Source organism: Priestia sp. SIMBA_032 (assembly GCF_046535215.1).
In the GTDB taxonomy this organism is placed as follows: Bacteria; Bacillota; Bacilli; order Bacillales; family Bacillaceae_H; genus Priestia; species Priestia aryabhattai.
This window is the reverse complement of sequence record NZ_JAWRXD010000002.1, coordinates 68,167-82,709: the sequence shown is the minus strand read 5'-3', so window position 1 is coordinate 82,709 and position 14,543 is coordinate 68,167. Positions and strand designations below refer to the sequence as shown.

13 protein-coding genes are annotated in these 14,543 nt (G+C 39.0%); 1 reads left to right on the top strand and 12 read right to left on the bottom strand.

From position 1 onward, the window contains the following. Positions 1 to 556 precede the first annotated feature (556 nt). The 4 genes from SB717_RS06360 to SB717_RS06345 all read right to left on the bottom strand — a co-directional run bounded on the left by SB717_RS06360 (position 557) and on the right by SB717_RS06345 (position 3,364). Positions 557 to 1,633 (bottom strand): bifunctional 3-deoxy-7-phosphoheptulonate synthase/chorismate mutase, encoded by a 1,077-nt coding sequence (locus tag SB717_RS06360; protein WP_074677815.1) that lies wholly within the window; start codon positions 1,631 to 1,633, stop codon positions 557 to 559. A gap of 227 nt (positions 1,634 to 1,860) precedes the next feature. After that, positions 1,861 to 2,184: a bacillithiol system redox-active protein YtxJ gene (gene ytxJ, locus SB717_RS06355; RefSeq protein WP_074677817.1), complete on the bottom strand. Its 324-nt coding sequence runs from the start codon at positions 2,182 to 2,184 to the stop codon at positions 1,861 to 1,863. Positions 2,185 to 2,395: 211 nt separating this feature from the next. Beyond that, positions 2,396 to 2,851, bottom strand: a complete 456-nt coding sequence (locus tag SB717_RS06350) for a YtxH domain-containing protein (RefSeq protein ID WP_410903471.1) — start codon at positions 2,849 to 2,851, stop codon at positions 2,396 to 2,398. A 27-nt stretch (positions 2,852 to 2,878) separates the two neighbouring features. Then, positions 2,879 to 3,364 (bottom strand): DUF948 domain-containing protein, encoded by a 486-nt coding sequence (locus SB717_RS06345; protein WP_410903470.1) that lies wholly within the window; start codon positions 3,362 to 3,364, stop codon positions 2,879 to 2,881. A 281-nt stretch (positions 3,365 to 3,645) separates the two neighbouring features. Here SB717_RS06345 and SB717_RS06340 point away from each other — a divergent pair, with 281 nt between their 5' ends. Next, positions 3,646 to 4,761, top strand: a complete 1,116-nt coding sequence (locus SB717_RS06340) for an aminopeptidase (RefSeq protein WP_013085232.1) — start codon at positions 3,646 to 3,648, stop codon at positions 4,759 to 4,761. A 40-nt stretch (positions 4,762 to 4,801) separates the two neighbouring features. On the opposite strand, the gene murC is transcribed toward SB717_RS06340, so the two are convergent. The 8 genes from murC to SB717_RS06300 all read right to left on the bottom strand — a co-directional run bounded on the left by murC (position 4,802) and on the right by SB717_RS06300 (position 14,438). After that, entirely contained in the window at positions 4,802 to 6,103 is a 1,302-nt protein-coding gene (gene murC, locus SB717_RS06335) for a UDP-N-acetylmuramate--L-alanine ligase (protein WP_013059499.1), read from the bottom strand. 185 nt (positions 6,104 to 6,288) lie between these two features. Further along, positions 6,289 to 6,942, bottom strand: coding sequence for a nicotinate phosphoribosyltransferase (locus SB717_RS06330; protein ID WP_074677821.1), 654 nt, complete (start codon positions 6,940 to 6,942; stop codon positions 6,289 to 6,291). Between the two features lie 341 nt (positions 6,943 to 7,283). Then, on the bottom strand, positions 7,284 to 10,388 hold the full coding sequence (locus SB717_RS06325; protein WP_410903469.1) for a DNA translocase FtsK: 3,105 nt from the start codon (positions 10,386 to 10,388) through the stop codon (positions 7,284 to 7,286). A gap of 429 nt (positions 10,389 to 10,817) precedes the next feature. Next, positions 10,818 to 11,423: a YtpR family tRNA-binding protein gene (ytpR, locus tag SB717_RS06320; protein ID WP_074677825.1), complete on the bottom strand. Its 606-nt coding sequence runs from the start codon at positions 11,421 to 11,423 to the stop codon at positions 10,818 to 10,820. A 2-nt stretch (positions 11,424 to 11,425) separates the two neighbouring features. Then, positions 11,426 to 12,238 (bottom strand): DUF1444 domain-containing protein, encoded by an 813-nt coding sequence (locus SB717_RS06315; protein ID WP_074677827.1) that lies wholly within the window; start codon positions 12,236 to 12,238, stop codon positions 11,426 to 11,428. Between the two features lie 72 nt (positions 12,239 to 12,310). Continuing rightward, positions 12,311 to 12,628: a thioredoxin family protein gene (locus tag SB717_RS06310; protein WP_013059504.1), complete on the bottom strand. Its 318-nt coding sequence runs from the start codon at positions 12,626 to 12,628 to the stop codon at positions 12,311 to 12,313. Positions 12,629 to 12,781: 153 nt separating this feature from the next. Beyond that, the gene (locus tag SB717_RS06305) at positions 12,782 to 13,306 is read right to left on the bottom strand and encodes a DUF84 family protein (RefSeq protein ID WP_098622733.1); all 525 of its coding nucleotides are present in this window, start codon (positions 13,304 to 13,306) and stop codon (positions 12,782 to 12,784) included. A gap of 58 nt (positions 13,307 to 13,364) precedes the next feature. After that, entirely contained in the window at positions 13,365 to 14,438 is a 1,074-nt protein-coding gene (locus SB717_RS06300) for a M42 family metallopeptidase (protein ID WP_013059506.1), read from the bottom strand. Between the last annotated feature and the right edge of the window lie 105 nt (positions 14,439 to 14,543).

Here is a 14,543-nt window from a genome sequence, read left to right as displayed (position 1 = left end):
AAACACTCCTTATCGAAAAACATTTCGTTTATTTTATCCTTATTTCATTTCTTGTATTTACGTATATAAATCCATCTTCCTTTATAGAATGGCTATTTCTAGCTCCTTCACTCTTACATACAGCTTAGATACCCTGTATGCATCTAAATCATTCCTGTTATGCCCTTATTATTACGAGTGCAAAGACAATTTTACCAGTTTATATGTAACAATGTAAAAGACGGTGTATAGTAAGTAAATAAAAAAAGTGAATCGCGAATTTATATCATATGCAATCACAGAATGATAGCGAATATCTGTAACTACTATACGATACTATGTGCTTCATCGCAACGTATTTACCGCCTTTTTCCGACAAGTTTCACGAGAATTTCATAAATTCTTGTTTTTTGGATTTGCACTTATTCTTTCCTATTTTGACAAAAGTTATCGACTGTTTTCAAAATACGTGATAATTTCGCTTATCTTTATTATAACGAAAGGCAAACAAGCTTGAAACCATTAAGTGCCTCAAACTTGTCATAAAAGTATACGAATTTTTCATTTTTACGTTTTTTTATAAATTTAAGTTACATATAGGTTTTAGCTGCTTCATAAATTCTGTAAATTGCGGAATATCCATTTGCTGAGCTGAGTCAGAAAGTGCTACCGCAGGATCTGGATGAACTTCTGCCATAATTCCATCCGCACCAATGGCAAGAGCCGCTTTAGCCGTTGGAACAAGTAAATCTCGTCTTCCTGTTGAATGCGTGACGTCGACTAAAACAGGTAAATGCGTTTCTTGTTTTAAAATGGGAACGGCTGAAATATCCAGCGTATTTCGCGTTGCTCGCTCATACGTACGAATTCCTCGTTCACACAAAATCAGCTGATCATTTCCTTTTGACACAATGTATTCAGCAGCATTAATAAACTCATCAATGGTAGCGGCTAAGCCTCGCTTTAATAAGACAGGCTTCTTCACCGCACCCGCTTCTTTTAACAGCTCAAAATTTTGCATATTACGAGCACCAATTTGAATCACATCTACGTATTCTACAGCTGTTTCAATATCAGCGGGGTCGACAATTTCACTAATAACGGCTAAATCATATTCGTCAGCTACCCTTTTTAAAATTTGCAGCCCTTCTAAGCCAAGGCCTTGAAAATCATATGGAGATGTTCTTGGCTTGTAGGCTCCGCCTCTAAGCATGCCCACGCCCTGCTGCTTTACGGCCTTTGCTACGGCTGCTACTTGCTCATAGCTTTCAACGGAACAAGGTCCTGCTACAAAACGCTGAAGTCCGTCACCAATTGTTTCTCCTTTTACCGTAACAATTGTATTTTCCGGCTTCTTTTTACGGGATACAAGAAGTGCTTTACGATGATCATCTTCTTGAAGCTCTAAATGAGCTTTGAAAATCTCTTTGAAAATATGTTGAAGCGTCGACGTTTGAAACGGTCCTTCGTTTTTACTCAAAATCGAGTCAAGCATTGCTCGTTCACGAACAGGGTCAAACCGTTTGGTTGACTGCATTCCTTTTAACTTTCCTATTTGTTGAACAAGCTCTCCTCGCTCATTAATAAGCTTTAACAGTTTCATATTTACTTCGTCAATTTGAGATCGCAAATGCTGAAGATCTGAATTAGTCATGTACGTCCACCCTTTCACTGATTTTAAAAAATCCGTTTAGCAGGGTTACTACATAAGATGATAGATGATGGAGGATATATGTAAGGGGCTTCTCTGCTTTTATGTGCTAAACTATATCTATTGTACGAAAAAGCGGATGAAACCGCAATCAGCATATAAAAAAAACCGAACGATTAATCGTTCGGATCTTCCTTCACCTAAACTGCTTTTGTCCCAGCCGCTTTCAATTAATGAGCTACGTTTTTCGCTAATTCTTCTTCGTTAATGTTCCAGTGAGAAGCGTGCCACTTCACTTTTCCATCTTCAAACAGAAGCGCTTGAGGTGATTCATGCTTCACTTCATACGCTTCAGCAATATAGTTAGATACATCTCGTGAATCTTGCACATGAAGATAATAAGAGGGAATGTCTTCATGACTAGAAGCAAACGCTGAAAATGCCTCATGACCAGCTGCACTAATTGGACACGTTGTGCTGTGCTTTAAAAATAAAAAGCGATTGTTTTCCTTAACAACTTGTTCGAACTCTTCAACTGTTGAAATCTTTTTCATTTTTTTCACCCTTTCTGTACTTACTCTTAAGTTTACATGGTTTGACCGTTTCCATACAAAGAGAGTGCTCAGCTTTATGTATGATGCTCATAAATTCATTTATAAGGCGGAGTTTTTTTCTGCAATGAAACGATTATTTACTTGTTGTTATCCAACCTACATTACATACAAAAAACGTTCACCCTATAGGGTAAACGCTTTTGATTGTTTATTATGGTCGTGGCACTGTGCTTTCCACTTCATCTAATGCTTTTTGAGCTTCTGTTAGCTTCTGCTGAACGTCTTCGTTGCTTTGAGACTCCACTTCATCAGCAAGCACTTCTAAGCTTGTTGGGGGTAATGCTTCGTGTTCAGGATCTACTTTACGGAAGTTTTTCACTTTGTCGACTACTTGTGAAGATTGTTCAGACAATGTTTGTGATAAACCAGCCGTTTTTTCTTTAGCCGTTTGAGCAAAGCCTTGTCCTTTTTCAACAGCACTGTTTTTCGCTTGCTCCGTTTTTAAACGAACGTAAGCTGCCTGCTCATTCAAATCAGAACGGAACTCTTTACCTGATTTTGGAGCAAGTAGTAATGCCGTTGCAGCTCCTACAACTCCTCCAATCACTGTTCCTACTAAAAAGCCTTTATTTGAAGTGCCGTTTGGTTTATTTGGTTTGTTTGACATATGCGTCTCCTCCTTTAAAGTTCATCCTTATGAAAATGAGCGTGAGCGTTGAACCGCTTTTTCTTTCACTTCGACAGGTACAGGCTCTGCTTCAACTTTTTTCTGTTTTCTTAATTTTATACGTTCCCATACGTCTAATGCAACATTGCTCCATTGAACAACTTGAGCAACAGTTTCTTTATTTTCTTCTACTTTTTCTGAAACGCTTGATGATACGCTTTTAATAGACTTATTTAGGTCTTGGATTGAGCCACCTACGCCTTTAACAGAATCCACCACTGTGTTCAGCGCTTCGGATTTACGCTGAATATCTTCAGCTAACAGATTAGTCTTATGTAAAAGTGCAGTTGTTTCAGCTGTGATTCCTGTCATTTGCTTTTCTACACCGTCTAAAGTACCTGCCACTGAATTTAATGTGTGCTGAACGGATTTCAATGTTTTGGACACGGAAACCACCAGGTAAAAAATCGCAATGGCAACAATAGCAGCGCTTAAATAAAGAATAATAACCATCTGTGCAAGGCACCTCCTATTTTCTTCTCTCTTGTTATAACTACTTTCCCAATTTTATAAACAATTAAACCTTCTATTCCCTATAGACTCTTTAACTTTACCATATTCTCTCTGCTTTTATTCAGAAAAAGGGAAGATTGTACATTATTTCGCGATATATGAGTTATTTCCCTTCCTAAAGAAAAAAAGGATTTTAAAGCATAAAAACAAACAAAATAAGCTCAGTGGGGTACAATAGAAAGTGAATCACCAATCATTGCTATTTTAAGGAGGCACTATTTATGAAAGACCCTAGAATTGCGACATTAGCTAAAAATTTAATTAATTATTCTGTTCGCCTTCAAAAAGGAGAAAAAGTATTAATCGAAAACTTTGGCCTTCAGCGCGAACTTGTGACAGCACTTGTAGATGAAGCGTACAAGGCGGGTGGTTATCCATTTGTACTGCTAAAAGATCATTCGGTAGACCGAGCTCTTTTGAACGGTGCACAAGAAGAGCAGTTCAATATGATGGCAGACTTCGAAGCAAATGTGATGAAGGAAATGAATGCTTATATTGGCTTGCGTTCTGGTTCAAACATTTTTGAACAATCGGATGTTCCGGCAGATAAAATGAAAATCCAAGGGAATACGATCGGTAAAAAAGTACATAGAGAAATTCGCGTTCCAAAAACAAAATGGGTTGTTCTTCGCTATCCAAACGATTCAATGGCGCAGCTTGCTAAAATGAGTACAGAAGCATTTGAAGATTTTTATTTTGATGTATGTAACTTAGACTATGGCAAAATGAGCAAAGCGATGGATGCTTTGGTTGAGCTCATGAACCGTACGGACAAGGTGCGTTTAACAGGTGAGAATACAGACTTAACGTTCTCTATTAAAGATATTCCTGCAGTGAAGTGTGCCGGGGAAATGAATATTCCGGACGGTGAAGTATACACAGCTCCTGTACGTGATTCTGTAAACGGCACAATTTCTTATAACACTCCTTCTAACTATCAAGGCTTTACGTTTGAGAATGTATCCTTAACATTTAAAAACGGTAAGATTGTTGAAGCAACCGCTAATGATACAGAACGCATCAACGGCATTTTTGATACGGATGAAGGCGCTCGTTTTGTTGGTGAATTTGCGATTGGCGTAAATCCGTATATTCAACATCCAATGCAAGACATTTTATTTGATGAAAAAATTGACGGAAGCTTCCACTTCACTCCTGGCGAGTGCTACGAAGATGCGTATAATGGAAACAAGTCAAATATTCACTGGGATATGGTGATGATTCAGCGCCCAGAATACGGCGGCGGTGAGATTTATTTCGATGACGTGTTAATTCGTAAAGACGGGTTATTTGTCATTGAGGAATTAAAAGCGTTAAATCCTGAAAATTTAAAATGAGTTTTGAAATAAAAAAGGCACTCTCCTGAGTGCCTTTTTTTTATGATACGGTTTGCTGATATAGTTTTTCAAACTTTTGAATGTCTCCAGCACCCATAAATACTAATACAGCTTCATTATGGTCTTTTAACGATTCAATTGTTTCTTCATTAATTAATTCAGCTCCGCTGATTTTGCTTCGTAAATCTTCAATTGATAATTTACCTTGATGCTCACGAGCTGATCCAAAAATATCACATAGATATACTTTATCAGCGTGCTGTAAGCTTGCTGCAAAGTCCTCTAAGAACGTTTGTGTACGCGTAAACGTATGCGGTTGGAAAACAGCCACAACTTCACGGTTTGGATACTTTTGACGAGCGGCTGAAATCGTTGCATTAATTTCCGTTGGATGGTGTGCATAATCATCGATTAGCACTTGTTTGCCAACGTTCTTTTCACTGAAACGACGTTTTACACCTTGATATGTTTTAAAACGCTCTTGCAGCACAGCAACGTCAATTTCTTCATAATGACAAAGTGCAATAACGGAAAGTGCATTTAAGATGTTATGGTCGCCATACCCTGGAATCTCAAATGATGCGTGGAATGTATTTCGAACGAACACATCAAATGTTGTGCCTGTTGTGCTTTTTACGATATTACGTGCTTGGAAATCATTTTCTTCGCCTAATCCATAATAAAGAACAGGTACCTTCGCTTGAATTTGCTGAAGATGTTCATCGTCACCACAGGCAATAATTCCTTTTTTGACTTGAAGTGCCATCTCTTGGAAGGCGCTGAATACATCATCGATATTGGCAAAATAATCAGGGTGATCAAAATCAATATTCGTCATAATTGCATAGTCTGGCGTATAAGATAAGAAGTGGCGGCGATACTCACATGCCTCAAACGCAAAATACTTGCTGTCTTTTACACCTTTACCCGTACCGTCTCCAATTAAATATGAAGTAGGTTCAGCTCCTTGAATCACATGCGCTAACATACCCGTTGTGGATGTTTTTCCGTGTGCTCCTGTTACGGCTACACTCGTATACTGTTTCATAAAGTCACCTAAGAAACGGTGATAGCGTACAAGCTTGACTCCTTCTTTTGAAGCTGCTTCTGCAATTTCTTCATGCGTATCAGGAAAAGCATTTCCTGCGATTACAGTCATGCCGTCTTTAATATTATTTTTATCAAATGGTAAAACAGGAATCCCCTGCTGTTCTAGTGCTTTTTGCGTAAAAATTTCTTTTTCAATATCCGATCCTTGAACTTGAAAGCCCATATCGTTTAGGATTTGCGCAAGCGCACTCATTCCTGTTCCTTTAATACCTACAAAATGGTAAACTGTCATATAAAGAACCTCCAACATTCGTCTATCTGTAAGACAGTATATGACGGTTATCTAGAATTGCTCTTACAAACGTATATAAATGTCGTTTGATTGCTGATTTCACGATAACATTCGTACATTATATCACTTCTTATAACATAACTCCATGACTCCATTTCTACTCTCTTCCCTTGCGAAACGGCCTTTTATTTTGACTTCATCACATAGTATATAGCCTGCTGTTTTAGAAACGATCGCCATGTCATTGCATTTTTTTTGTCATTATATTGCGTTACTAACTGTTCAATGCGTTGTTTATGTCCTAAAAAGAAAGAGTCAATTAACACGTCATATCCGATTGATTTTATTTTTCGAATCCAAATTACTTGTTGTTCCTCTAAATTTGCAAATCTTCCTCTTACATCTTTGATGATAACCTGCTCATTTGTCAATGGGGTATATCCTTTTAAGAAAAACGAATTAGGTACTTTAGACACAATAATTGGCTCTAGTACACTCGTCAAAAAAAAGGCTCCTTGAATCAAAAACGACTCTGTTTTCTGCTTCGCCTGATCAGCTAAAAAAAGCTGTAGCAGGGTTTTCCCCTGAATGGTTACATATTCAAATGCAAACCACTGAAAAAATAATTGTTCATGGGAATCAGACAGAGGCGCCTCATGAGGCAAGTTTACTAACTCTTTAAATAGATGTGAAGCCCGCACTTTTTCTCGTATATTCGTATAGCGGTTCACAAAAAAGAAATATTGATTGTAAAAGTCGCAAATTGCATTATCAGACTGAAGCTGCTTTTGTTCACGAATTTCATTAAAGTTAATCAGTTCATGATTTTCTTCTGTCATTACTCTTCACTCGTACTCTAATTATTTTGGTTTGTCCTCTTTAAACGCCTTCAGCTCATATGTTTCTGCTGGTGATAAATGATAGCAAACTATCACATGCTAAAAAAGCAAAACACACATTATCCTTACATATAGTAAATCATTTTACTAGTTCTGACAAACCTTTTCCTTTTTTTCCTGATAGATTTCTTCCAAAATCTCTACTCAAATTCTGTATAAACGAACTTAAAGCAGGAAAAAAAGAGGCGACGGATACAGTGACAGAGCGTTAACTCACACAATGCTGTATCCTGCTGATCTTGCATAGCCTCTCTTTTTTAACCTACATGCAGAAAAACAGCTTAAAATGTAGAAGTGGCTGTTTGACTTTCCATTTCCTGAAGCTCGTTTTCGGTAATGAGCACATCTCTCGGCTTGCTTCCTCTTGCTTCTGAAATAATGCCTTGCTGTTCCATCATATCAATGAGGCGCGCAGCGCGATTGTACCCCATTCTGAAGCGTCTTTGCAGACTGGAAGTAGATGCACCGCCTTGGTCTAGCACAAACTCGCATGCTTCATAGAAAAGCTCATCTTCTTCATTTGAAGCAAAGCTTTGCTGCTTTTTCAACAAATCTTCTTGATCAAATAGGTATGTTGGCTTCATTTGTTTTTTGACATGATCTACAACGCGGTCAATTTCTTCATCTGAAACAAAGTTCCCTTGAATTCGAACGCTTTTAGAAGAGCCGTTTTCAAGAAGCAGCATATCACCTTTACCTAGTAGCTTCTCTGCTCCCCCTGTGTCGATAATTGTACGTGAATCAACTTGCGAAGAAACAGAAAATGCAATACGCGTTGGCACATTCGCTTTAATTAAGCCTGTAATAACATCTACGGAAGGACGCTGCGTTGCAAGCAATAAGTGAATGCCACATGCTCTTGCCTTTTGTGCAATACGGCAAATAGCTTCCTCTACTTCCCCTGGAGATACCATCATTAAGTCGGCAAGTTCATCAATAATAATAACTAGATATGGCAGCTCCCCGCTTTTTTCATTATGTTCTTTTACACGTTCGTTGTATTTTGTAATATCACGTACGCCCGCATGTGCAAACAGTTCATAACGGCGCTCCATTTCCTCTACTGCCCATTTTAAAGCTGTAGTAGCTGCTTTAGCATCCGTGATAACCGGGCTGACTAAATGCGGAATGCCATTGTAAGGAGCTAGCTCAACCATTTTAGGGTCAATTAACATAAGCTTGACTTCGTGTGGCGCAGCTTTATAAAGCAAGCTGACGATAATGGTATTAATACACACACTTTTACCAGACCCCGTCGCTCCAGCAATCAGACCGTGAGGCATTTTGTTCAAGTCAGTCACAACCGGCGTTCCTGAAATATCTAACCCTAACGCCACCGTTAAAGGAGAGTTATCTTTTCTAAAAGAAGGATGCCTCAAAATTTCGCGAATTAACACCGGCTTACTTTGACGATTTGGCACTTCAATTCCAATCGTATTTTTCCCCGGAATTGGCGCTTCAATTCGGATATCACGCGCGGCTAGGCTCAGTTTAATATCATCTGTTAAATTCGTAATTTTGTTCACTTTCACACCGGGTTCAGGATGTACTTCGAATCTGGTCACGGTAGGACCTTGCGTGACGTTTACGACCTTAGCTCGAACGTTAAAGTTTTTTAATGTCATATCCAAAAGCTCACGCTGCTCATCCGCCCATTGATTATCTTCTTCAATAGCAGCTGGAGGAATGTTAAGCAGGTTCATTCCAGGAAATGTATAAGGAGAAGAAGCCTTTACATTTACAGGTTCTTCAGCTTTTAATGAAGCCTGCGGAACCGCTTCTTTGTTTTTTTCAACGTGAACTTCTTCTTGCCTACTTACTTCCGTTTTTTTTTGCAGAGTTTCTGCCTTCTGCGTTTGGTATGAACCTTGGGGCGGCTGACTTTTTTCTCGAGCGCTGTTGTCCATCTTTGTGCGGTCTTTTTTCAGCATCATCACGTTAAAAGGCACTAGTCGCTTACCGCGAGCTCGTTCAGCATCTCCTGGCTGTTCTGCAGATACAAGAGGTTCTACAGCTGACTCTTGCTGTACTTGTCCTTGTAACTCTTGACTTTCTTGCATACTGCTCTCTTCCTCTTTTATCACTGAATTTTCAAGCTCTTGGTGAACAACAGCCGATACCGCTTCTGGTTGCCATTCATCAGCTGCGGGTTGCGATGGATGTAAACTTTCAGAATTCAGCTCATGTTCTGCTTCAATATGAACACTGTTTGTTGGCTCTTCTAGAATGACGTCACTTTCTTTCTCAGCGGCTGGAGCTTCTTCTATCTTTCTAGGCTTTAGTGCTTCTACTTCTTCTGATGCTTGTAAAAGCGCTGGGCTTTCTTCCATCAACGTTTCTGCTTTTACCTCTTCAGCTTCATTTCCGATCTCTTGTTGGAAAGAAACGGATGATTCAAACGGAGGCGTTTCCTTTGAAATTGAAGCCTCTTCAGCTACTGCTGTTTCTTCCGCCAAATCCCAGTCAGGAGCTTTCTCTTTTGCTACTAACGGTTCGACCGCGTGTGATTCTTCAAAAGTTGGAGCCTCTTCCTGTTCTTTTACGGCTACTGAAGAACTTGGCTTTTCTTCAGGAAATGATAGCTTCTCTTTTTGATTTTCCTCATATTGCTTCCACTGAGCAAAACGCTGAGAAGACAGTTGCATCATTTCTTCCGTTTCTTGAATCTTTGCTTCTGCGGCTATAGGCTGAGAAACTGGTTTTCTTAACGGCTCTACAACAGACGTATTCATCGCTCGTCGGTAAATTTCATCTTCAAACGCTGCTTTTGATAACTGTGTACTCGGGAGCTCATATTCTACTACTTCCTCACTTCCGTTTTGTACAACATTAGAAGGCCTCTTATTAAACCCATATACAGGTGAAGGAATTTCAGTCGGACGAAACGGACGTTTTCTTACTTGCGGAATCGCTTCTTTCTTTTCAGATACCGTTTTTAACGGCTGAGATACTGACTTAGGCTGCGTTAGCGCTGACTTGCGAACAGGCTCTTGATAAAACGGAGCCGGTGCCTTTTTTGCTACAGGCCTTGGTTCATTTTTAGGAATTGCTGACTTTTTTGCTTCTCCCATATCATCAATTAAAGGGAAACGAAACGTTCCTTTTGGATATTGATAAGCTACTTTTGTATGAACATCTTGCTGTTCTTCACTGTAACTCCGTTTTTGCGTTCTGGCCGAGTGTGGAACAGAAGGTTTTGGCGCTGCTTTCATCACTGGCTTTTGATGAACTGACTGCATTTGTTTAGGCTTAGGAGCCTTCTTTTTAGGAATTGTTTTTTCTCTATTTAAAGGGTATTCTTCCGTTGTATTTCCATGTTCGTCTACAACGATTTCTTTCACTTCGTATCCTAGTAAATAATCCATTACTTTTCGTACAAAACCCATTTTTATCACTCTTTCTATCAGACTATCTTACTTCGTTTAGCCTCTTATACCGCAGTGCTGCGACACCTACAAAAAGCTATCCATGTATCCTTTATTTACCTTTAGCCTCAAAGTATTCTCTGAGATGGATATATATACTATGTTTTCATTTATCATTCTATCACGTATGCTTGAACTCTTACTATAAAATCTACTATTTTGCTTCCCTTATTTATACAGTAAAATTCCTCTTTGCAAAAATATTTTTTCACGTTTAATTAGCACTTATAATTGAACGCGAAAAAAGCCACTAGTATGTACTAGTGGCTTTTAATTCTATCAAACCTTTTTAAGAATTGACAATTGCTTTTCAGCAACTGTAACGCTTTGAAATATACGTGTAAAAAAACATCATGCTTTTGCCCTATAAATCAGTATCGCACTCTGTTTTTATGCTTGAAAAGGCTGACCTACTTCATATTTGTCTTCAAGCACTAAAATCCCTTTTTCTTGAGGAGCGTCCGGAAGCGCCAGCTCTTTAGCAGAGCAAATCATACCTGAAGAAGGCACACCGCGCAGCTCTGCATCTTTAATGATCATACCACTTGGCATAACTGCTCCTACTTTTGCTACCACGACTTTTTGACCTGCGTCTACATTTGGTGCTCCGCATACAATTTGAAGTGTTTCTGTGCCAACATCTACTTTACAGATGTTCAGCTTATCTGCATTTGGATGCTTCTCTTTTTCTTGAACATATCCCACTACGAATTTAGGAGATAAATCCACTTCAAGTTTACCTTCAAAACCGCTTTCGCTAAGTACACGATTTACTTCTTCCACCATTTCTTCTGTCAATTCAAGAGAACCATTTCCCTCTACTTTCAACTTAGAAGAAGCATGAAAAATGTTATAGCCAGCTGTTGTATTTGATTTTTGATCAAAGATACGCACAACGTCGCCTTTTGTTTCAAACGTGCGATTTTCAATTGCGATCTCTTCTAGCTTGACGATTAACGTATCGCCGATGCCTTCTTTATTATAAAAAAGATTCATAATTAGTCCCGTCCTTTACTACGATTTTTTCCTAGAATAAAAATAGGTTCTAGCTCGCCGTTTTCGTATAAAAATGAAAGAGCTGTGATGGGTACACGTCCACTTGCAAAAAAGCTCATGGTCATCTGCGCAAGAATATCATAACCCGTTTCGTTTTGGATATCAGCTAGAATCAGCACATCTTGGTGAGGTACTGCTATAGCCATTGTGCCCGAAACACTAGAAGCAAAATCTTGCAAAAATGCCTCATTAAGAATTCGGCTTGCATCGTATCCGTCGTTTTGATTTACAAAATAAAAGTCATTGCCTGCTACCGTATCTTTTTTATGTGAAATCGGCAAAGAGCGAAGATTAAATTTAGCCATTTCCCGCACTGCGGATAGATCTAAATTTTCCTTGCGAATTAGTTTCTCATCTAATAGACGATATGTATTGCCTAAATCAAGCGCATAATAAATGCGTGTTTCAGCTGTATGTTCATCATAAATCAACGGCACGTCTTCATTTGATTTATCCGGAAAAGACGTTGAGCGAATAACTGGATAAATGCGCTTTTCTTTTCCCGCTACCTGCTGTTCATCGTTCATAACACGAAGAGCTTCTTTTATATAATATACCATTTCATCTAGAGCTGCTTCCTTTTTTTCTTCCCATTTTGCAATTAGCCCAGGTAAAGAAATGGTTACACCTTTTTTCGTTTCCTGATGTTCAACGCGCAGCGTATCTTTTTCACGATCAAATGAAAATGACCAATCCGCACCCATTAGTCGCTCTTCTAGTAGTTTTCTCATCTTTTGACTATTCATTTTCGCCATATTTACGCCTCCTTTTCTCATTTTTATGTATGAAGACTGATAGCTGTAGATAGCTATCAGTCTTCACTTGGTTTATGCATTTAAGCCGTTAATAAACTCTTCAATTTCTTCTTTTGTTTTACGGTCTTTACTGACAAAACGCCCTGTTTCTTCTCCGTTGCTGTAACCAACAAAGCTTGGAATTCCAAAGATGCTTAATTCTGCACAAAGATCGATAAAGTCGTCGCGGTCGACATAGTGAAATGTATACTCGCTATGATTCGCCTCAATTTCTGGAAGCACAGGCTCGATTACTCGGCAATCTGGGCACCAGTCTGCTGAAAACATCATGATATGTTTTCCTTCTTTAATGATTTCTTTGTATTGTTCAATTGTTTGCATTTTTTCCATTTTTCTTTCCTCCACTTTTTCTTTTACTTTCGTATTTAAACGGCTAAAGCCCCATACATTATTTAATCCTTCTACATCAAAACATAGTATATGAGTTGTTGCAACTATCATACACTGATGCTTTTCTATTATAAAGGGTTACAAAGAAATTTCCTATTGAACAGCTTGATTTGTCCTAAAATCCAGCTGTCCTTTTAGCATTAAAACAACTTGATAAAACATAGCGGTCCGATCTACATGCCCATTGGTGAAAATACCGATTGCTCCTTCTTTTTTTCGAATATTCTTTTGGTTTGTATACACTTCCATAGCTTCGGCTAATTCTTTTTTATCATGACGAAGCATACCGGCTACCGCTTCAGGAAGCAGAATACGAGCTCCTCCACCTAAAATCGGTTCAAGGTCCTTAGAGGTAACAAGACTTCCCCAGTTGCAAAGGAATAAGCCATGAGGCGTTTCCTGCACCCCTCCTTCAAGTCCAATGCCAATATCAGCACCTGTCTCTTTGACTGCAGCACGCGCGCGGTTAATCGCTCCTTGGATGGTTTCTTCATCAGAAAAAGGCTGTGGCGACACCCCGGACTGCACGTCTACCTCTACATATGTAAAAGTATCTCCAAATACTTTTTTTACTGCATTTACTTTTGTTGGATTCTTCGTTCCGATTGCAATTTTCATTTTTTTCTCCTGTCATTATGAAACAAAGCAACCGCAAAAGCAGCTGCTTTGTTCTTCTTTATCCGTTTTGCTTAATCGTATCAAGCGTTGTTTGGTCTGTAGAACGTACAAGTTTGACTAATAATTCTTTTGCAGCTGCATAGTCATCCACATGAATCATAGAAGCATGAGTATGAATATAACGTGAACATACGCCGATCACTGCAGAAGGAACGCCATTGTTAGAAGTATGAACGCGCCCTGCATCCGTACCTCCTGGAGAAACGAAGTATTGATAAGGGATGCTGTTTGTCTCAGCTGTATCTAAAATAAATTCTCTCATTCCTCTATGTGTGACCATCGTACGGTCAAAGATACGAAGTAATACGCCTTTTCCTAATTGTCCAAATGCATTTTTATCACCTGATGTATCGTTAGCAGGACTAGCATCTAGTGCATAAAACAAATCCGGTTTAATCATATTCGCAGCGGATTGAGCACCGCGAAGTCCTACTTCTTCTTGAACAGTAGCTCCAGAATATAAGATATTTGGCAATTTTTCATTTTTTACTTCTTTTAATAATTCAATCGCAAGTCCGCACCCATAGCGGTTATCCCATGCTTTCGCCAGTATTTTCTTTTCATTTGCCATTGGCGTAAACGGACAAATCGGGACAATTTGATCACCAGGACGAATGCCCATTTCTGCTACTTCCTGCTTGCTATCTGCGCCCACATCAATCATCATATTTTTAATGGCCATCGGCTTGTTGCGCTGTGATTCGTCTAATAAATGGGGAGGGATAGAAGCAATTACACCGGTGATAGGACCTTTTTTTGTAACAACATGGACGCGTTGAGCTAGAAGTACTTGACTCCACCATCCTCCTAGAGTTTGAAAACGAAGCATTCCTTTATCTGTTACAGATGTAACCATAAATCCTACTTCGTCCATATGTCCTGCTACCATTACTTTAGGACCTTTTTCTTCATTATAGCGAACGCCGAATAAACTTCCTAACCCATCTTGAATGACTTCATCTACAAGGGGTTCAATTTGCGAGCGCATAAATGAACGTACTTGATGTTCGTTTCCAGCGGCACCTGGTAACTCCGTTAATGTTTTAAATAGAGATAGCGTTTCATTGTTCATATATACTCTCCTTTATGTATCATTTTCTTTATTGTATCGAAAACCGGAAATAGTTGCTAGTTCCGTCCTTCTCTTCTATGACTCAACTTAACAAAGCATTCGACA

Excerpts from the sequence above, each read along its gene's own strand:
- SB717_RS06360 (WP_074677815.1), bottom strand. The coding sequence starts at position 1,633 with ATGACTAATTCAGATCTTCAGCATTTGCGATCTCAAATTGACGAAGTA.
- ytxJ (WP_074677817.1), bottom strand. The coding sequence starts at position 2,184 with ATGAAAAAGATTTCAACAGTTGAAGAGTTCGAACAAGTTGTTAAGGAA.
- SB717_RS06350 (WP_410903471.1), bottom strand. The coding sequence starts at position 2,851 with ATGTCAAACAAACCAAATAAACCAAACGGCACTTCAAATAAAGGCTTT.
- SB717_RS06345 (WP_410903470.1), bottom strand. The coding sequence starts at position 3,364 with ATGGTTATTATTCTTTATTTAAGCGCTGCTATTGTTGCCATTGCGATT.
- SB717_RS06340 (WP_013085232.1), top strand. The coding sequence starts at position 3,646 with ATGAAAGACCCTAGAATTGCGACATTAGCTAAAAATTTAATTAATTAT.
- murC (WP_013059499.1), bottom strand. The coding sequence starts at position 6,103 with ATGACAGTTTACCATTTTGTAGGTATTAAAGGAACAGGAATGAGTGCG.
- SB717_RS06330 (WP_074677821.1), bottom strand. The coding sequence starts at position 6,942 with ATGACAGAAGAAAATCATGAACTGATTAACTTTAATGAAATTCGTGAA.
- SB717_RS06325 (WP_410903469.1), bottom strand. The coding sequence starts at position 10,388 with ATGGGTTTTGTACGAAAAGTAATGGATTATTTACTAGGATACGAAGTG.
- ytpR (WP_074677825.1), bottom strand. The coding sequence starts at position 11,423 with ATGAATCTTTTTTATAATAAAGAAGGCATCGGCGATACGTTAATCGTC.
- SB717_RS06315 (WP_074677827.1), bottom strand. The coding sequence starts at position 12,238 with ATGGCGAAAATGAATAGTCAAAAGATGAGAAAACTACTAGAAGAGCGA.
- SB717_RS06310 (WP_013059504.1), bottom strand. The coding sequence starts at position 12,628 with ATGGAAAAAATGCAAACAATTGAACAATACAAAGAAATCATTAAAGAA.
- SB717_RS06305 (WP_098622733.1), bottom strand. The coding sequence starts at position 13,306 with ATGAAAATTGCAATCGGAACGAAGAATCCAACAAAAGTAAATGCAGTA.
- SB717_RS06300 (WP_013059506.1), bottom strand. The coding sequence starts at position 14,438 with ATGAACAATGAAACGCTATCTCTATTTAAAACATTAACGGAGTTACCA.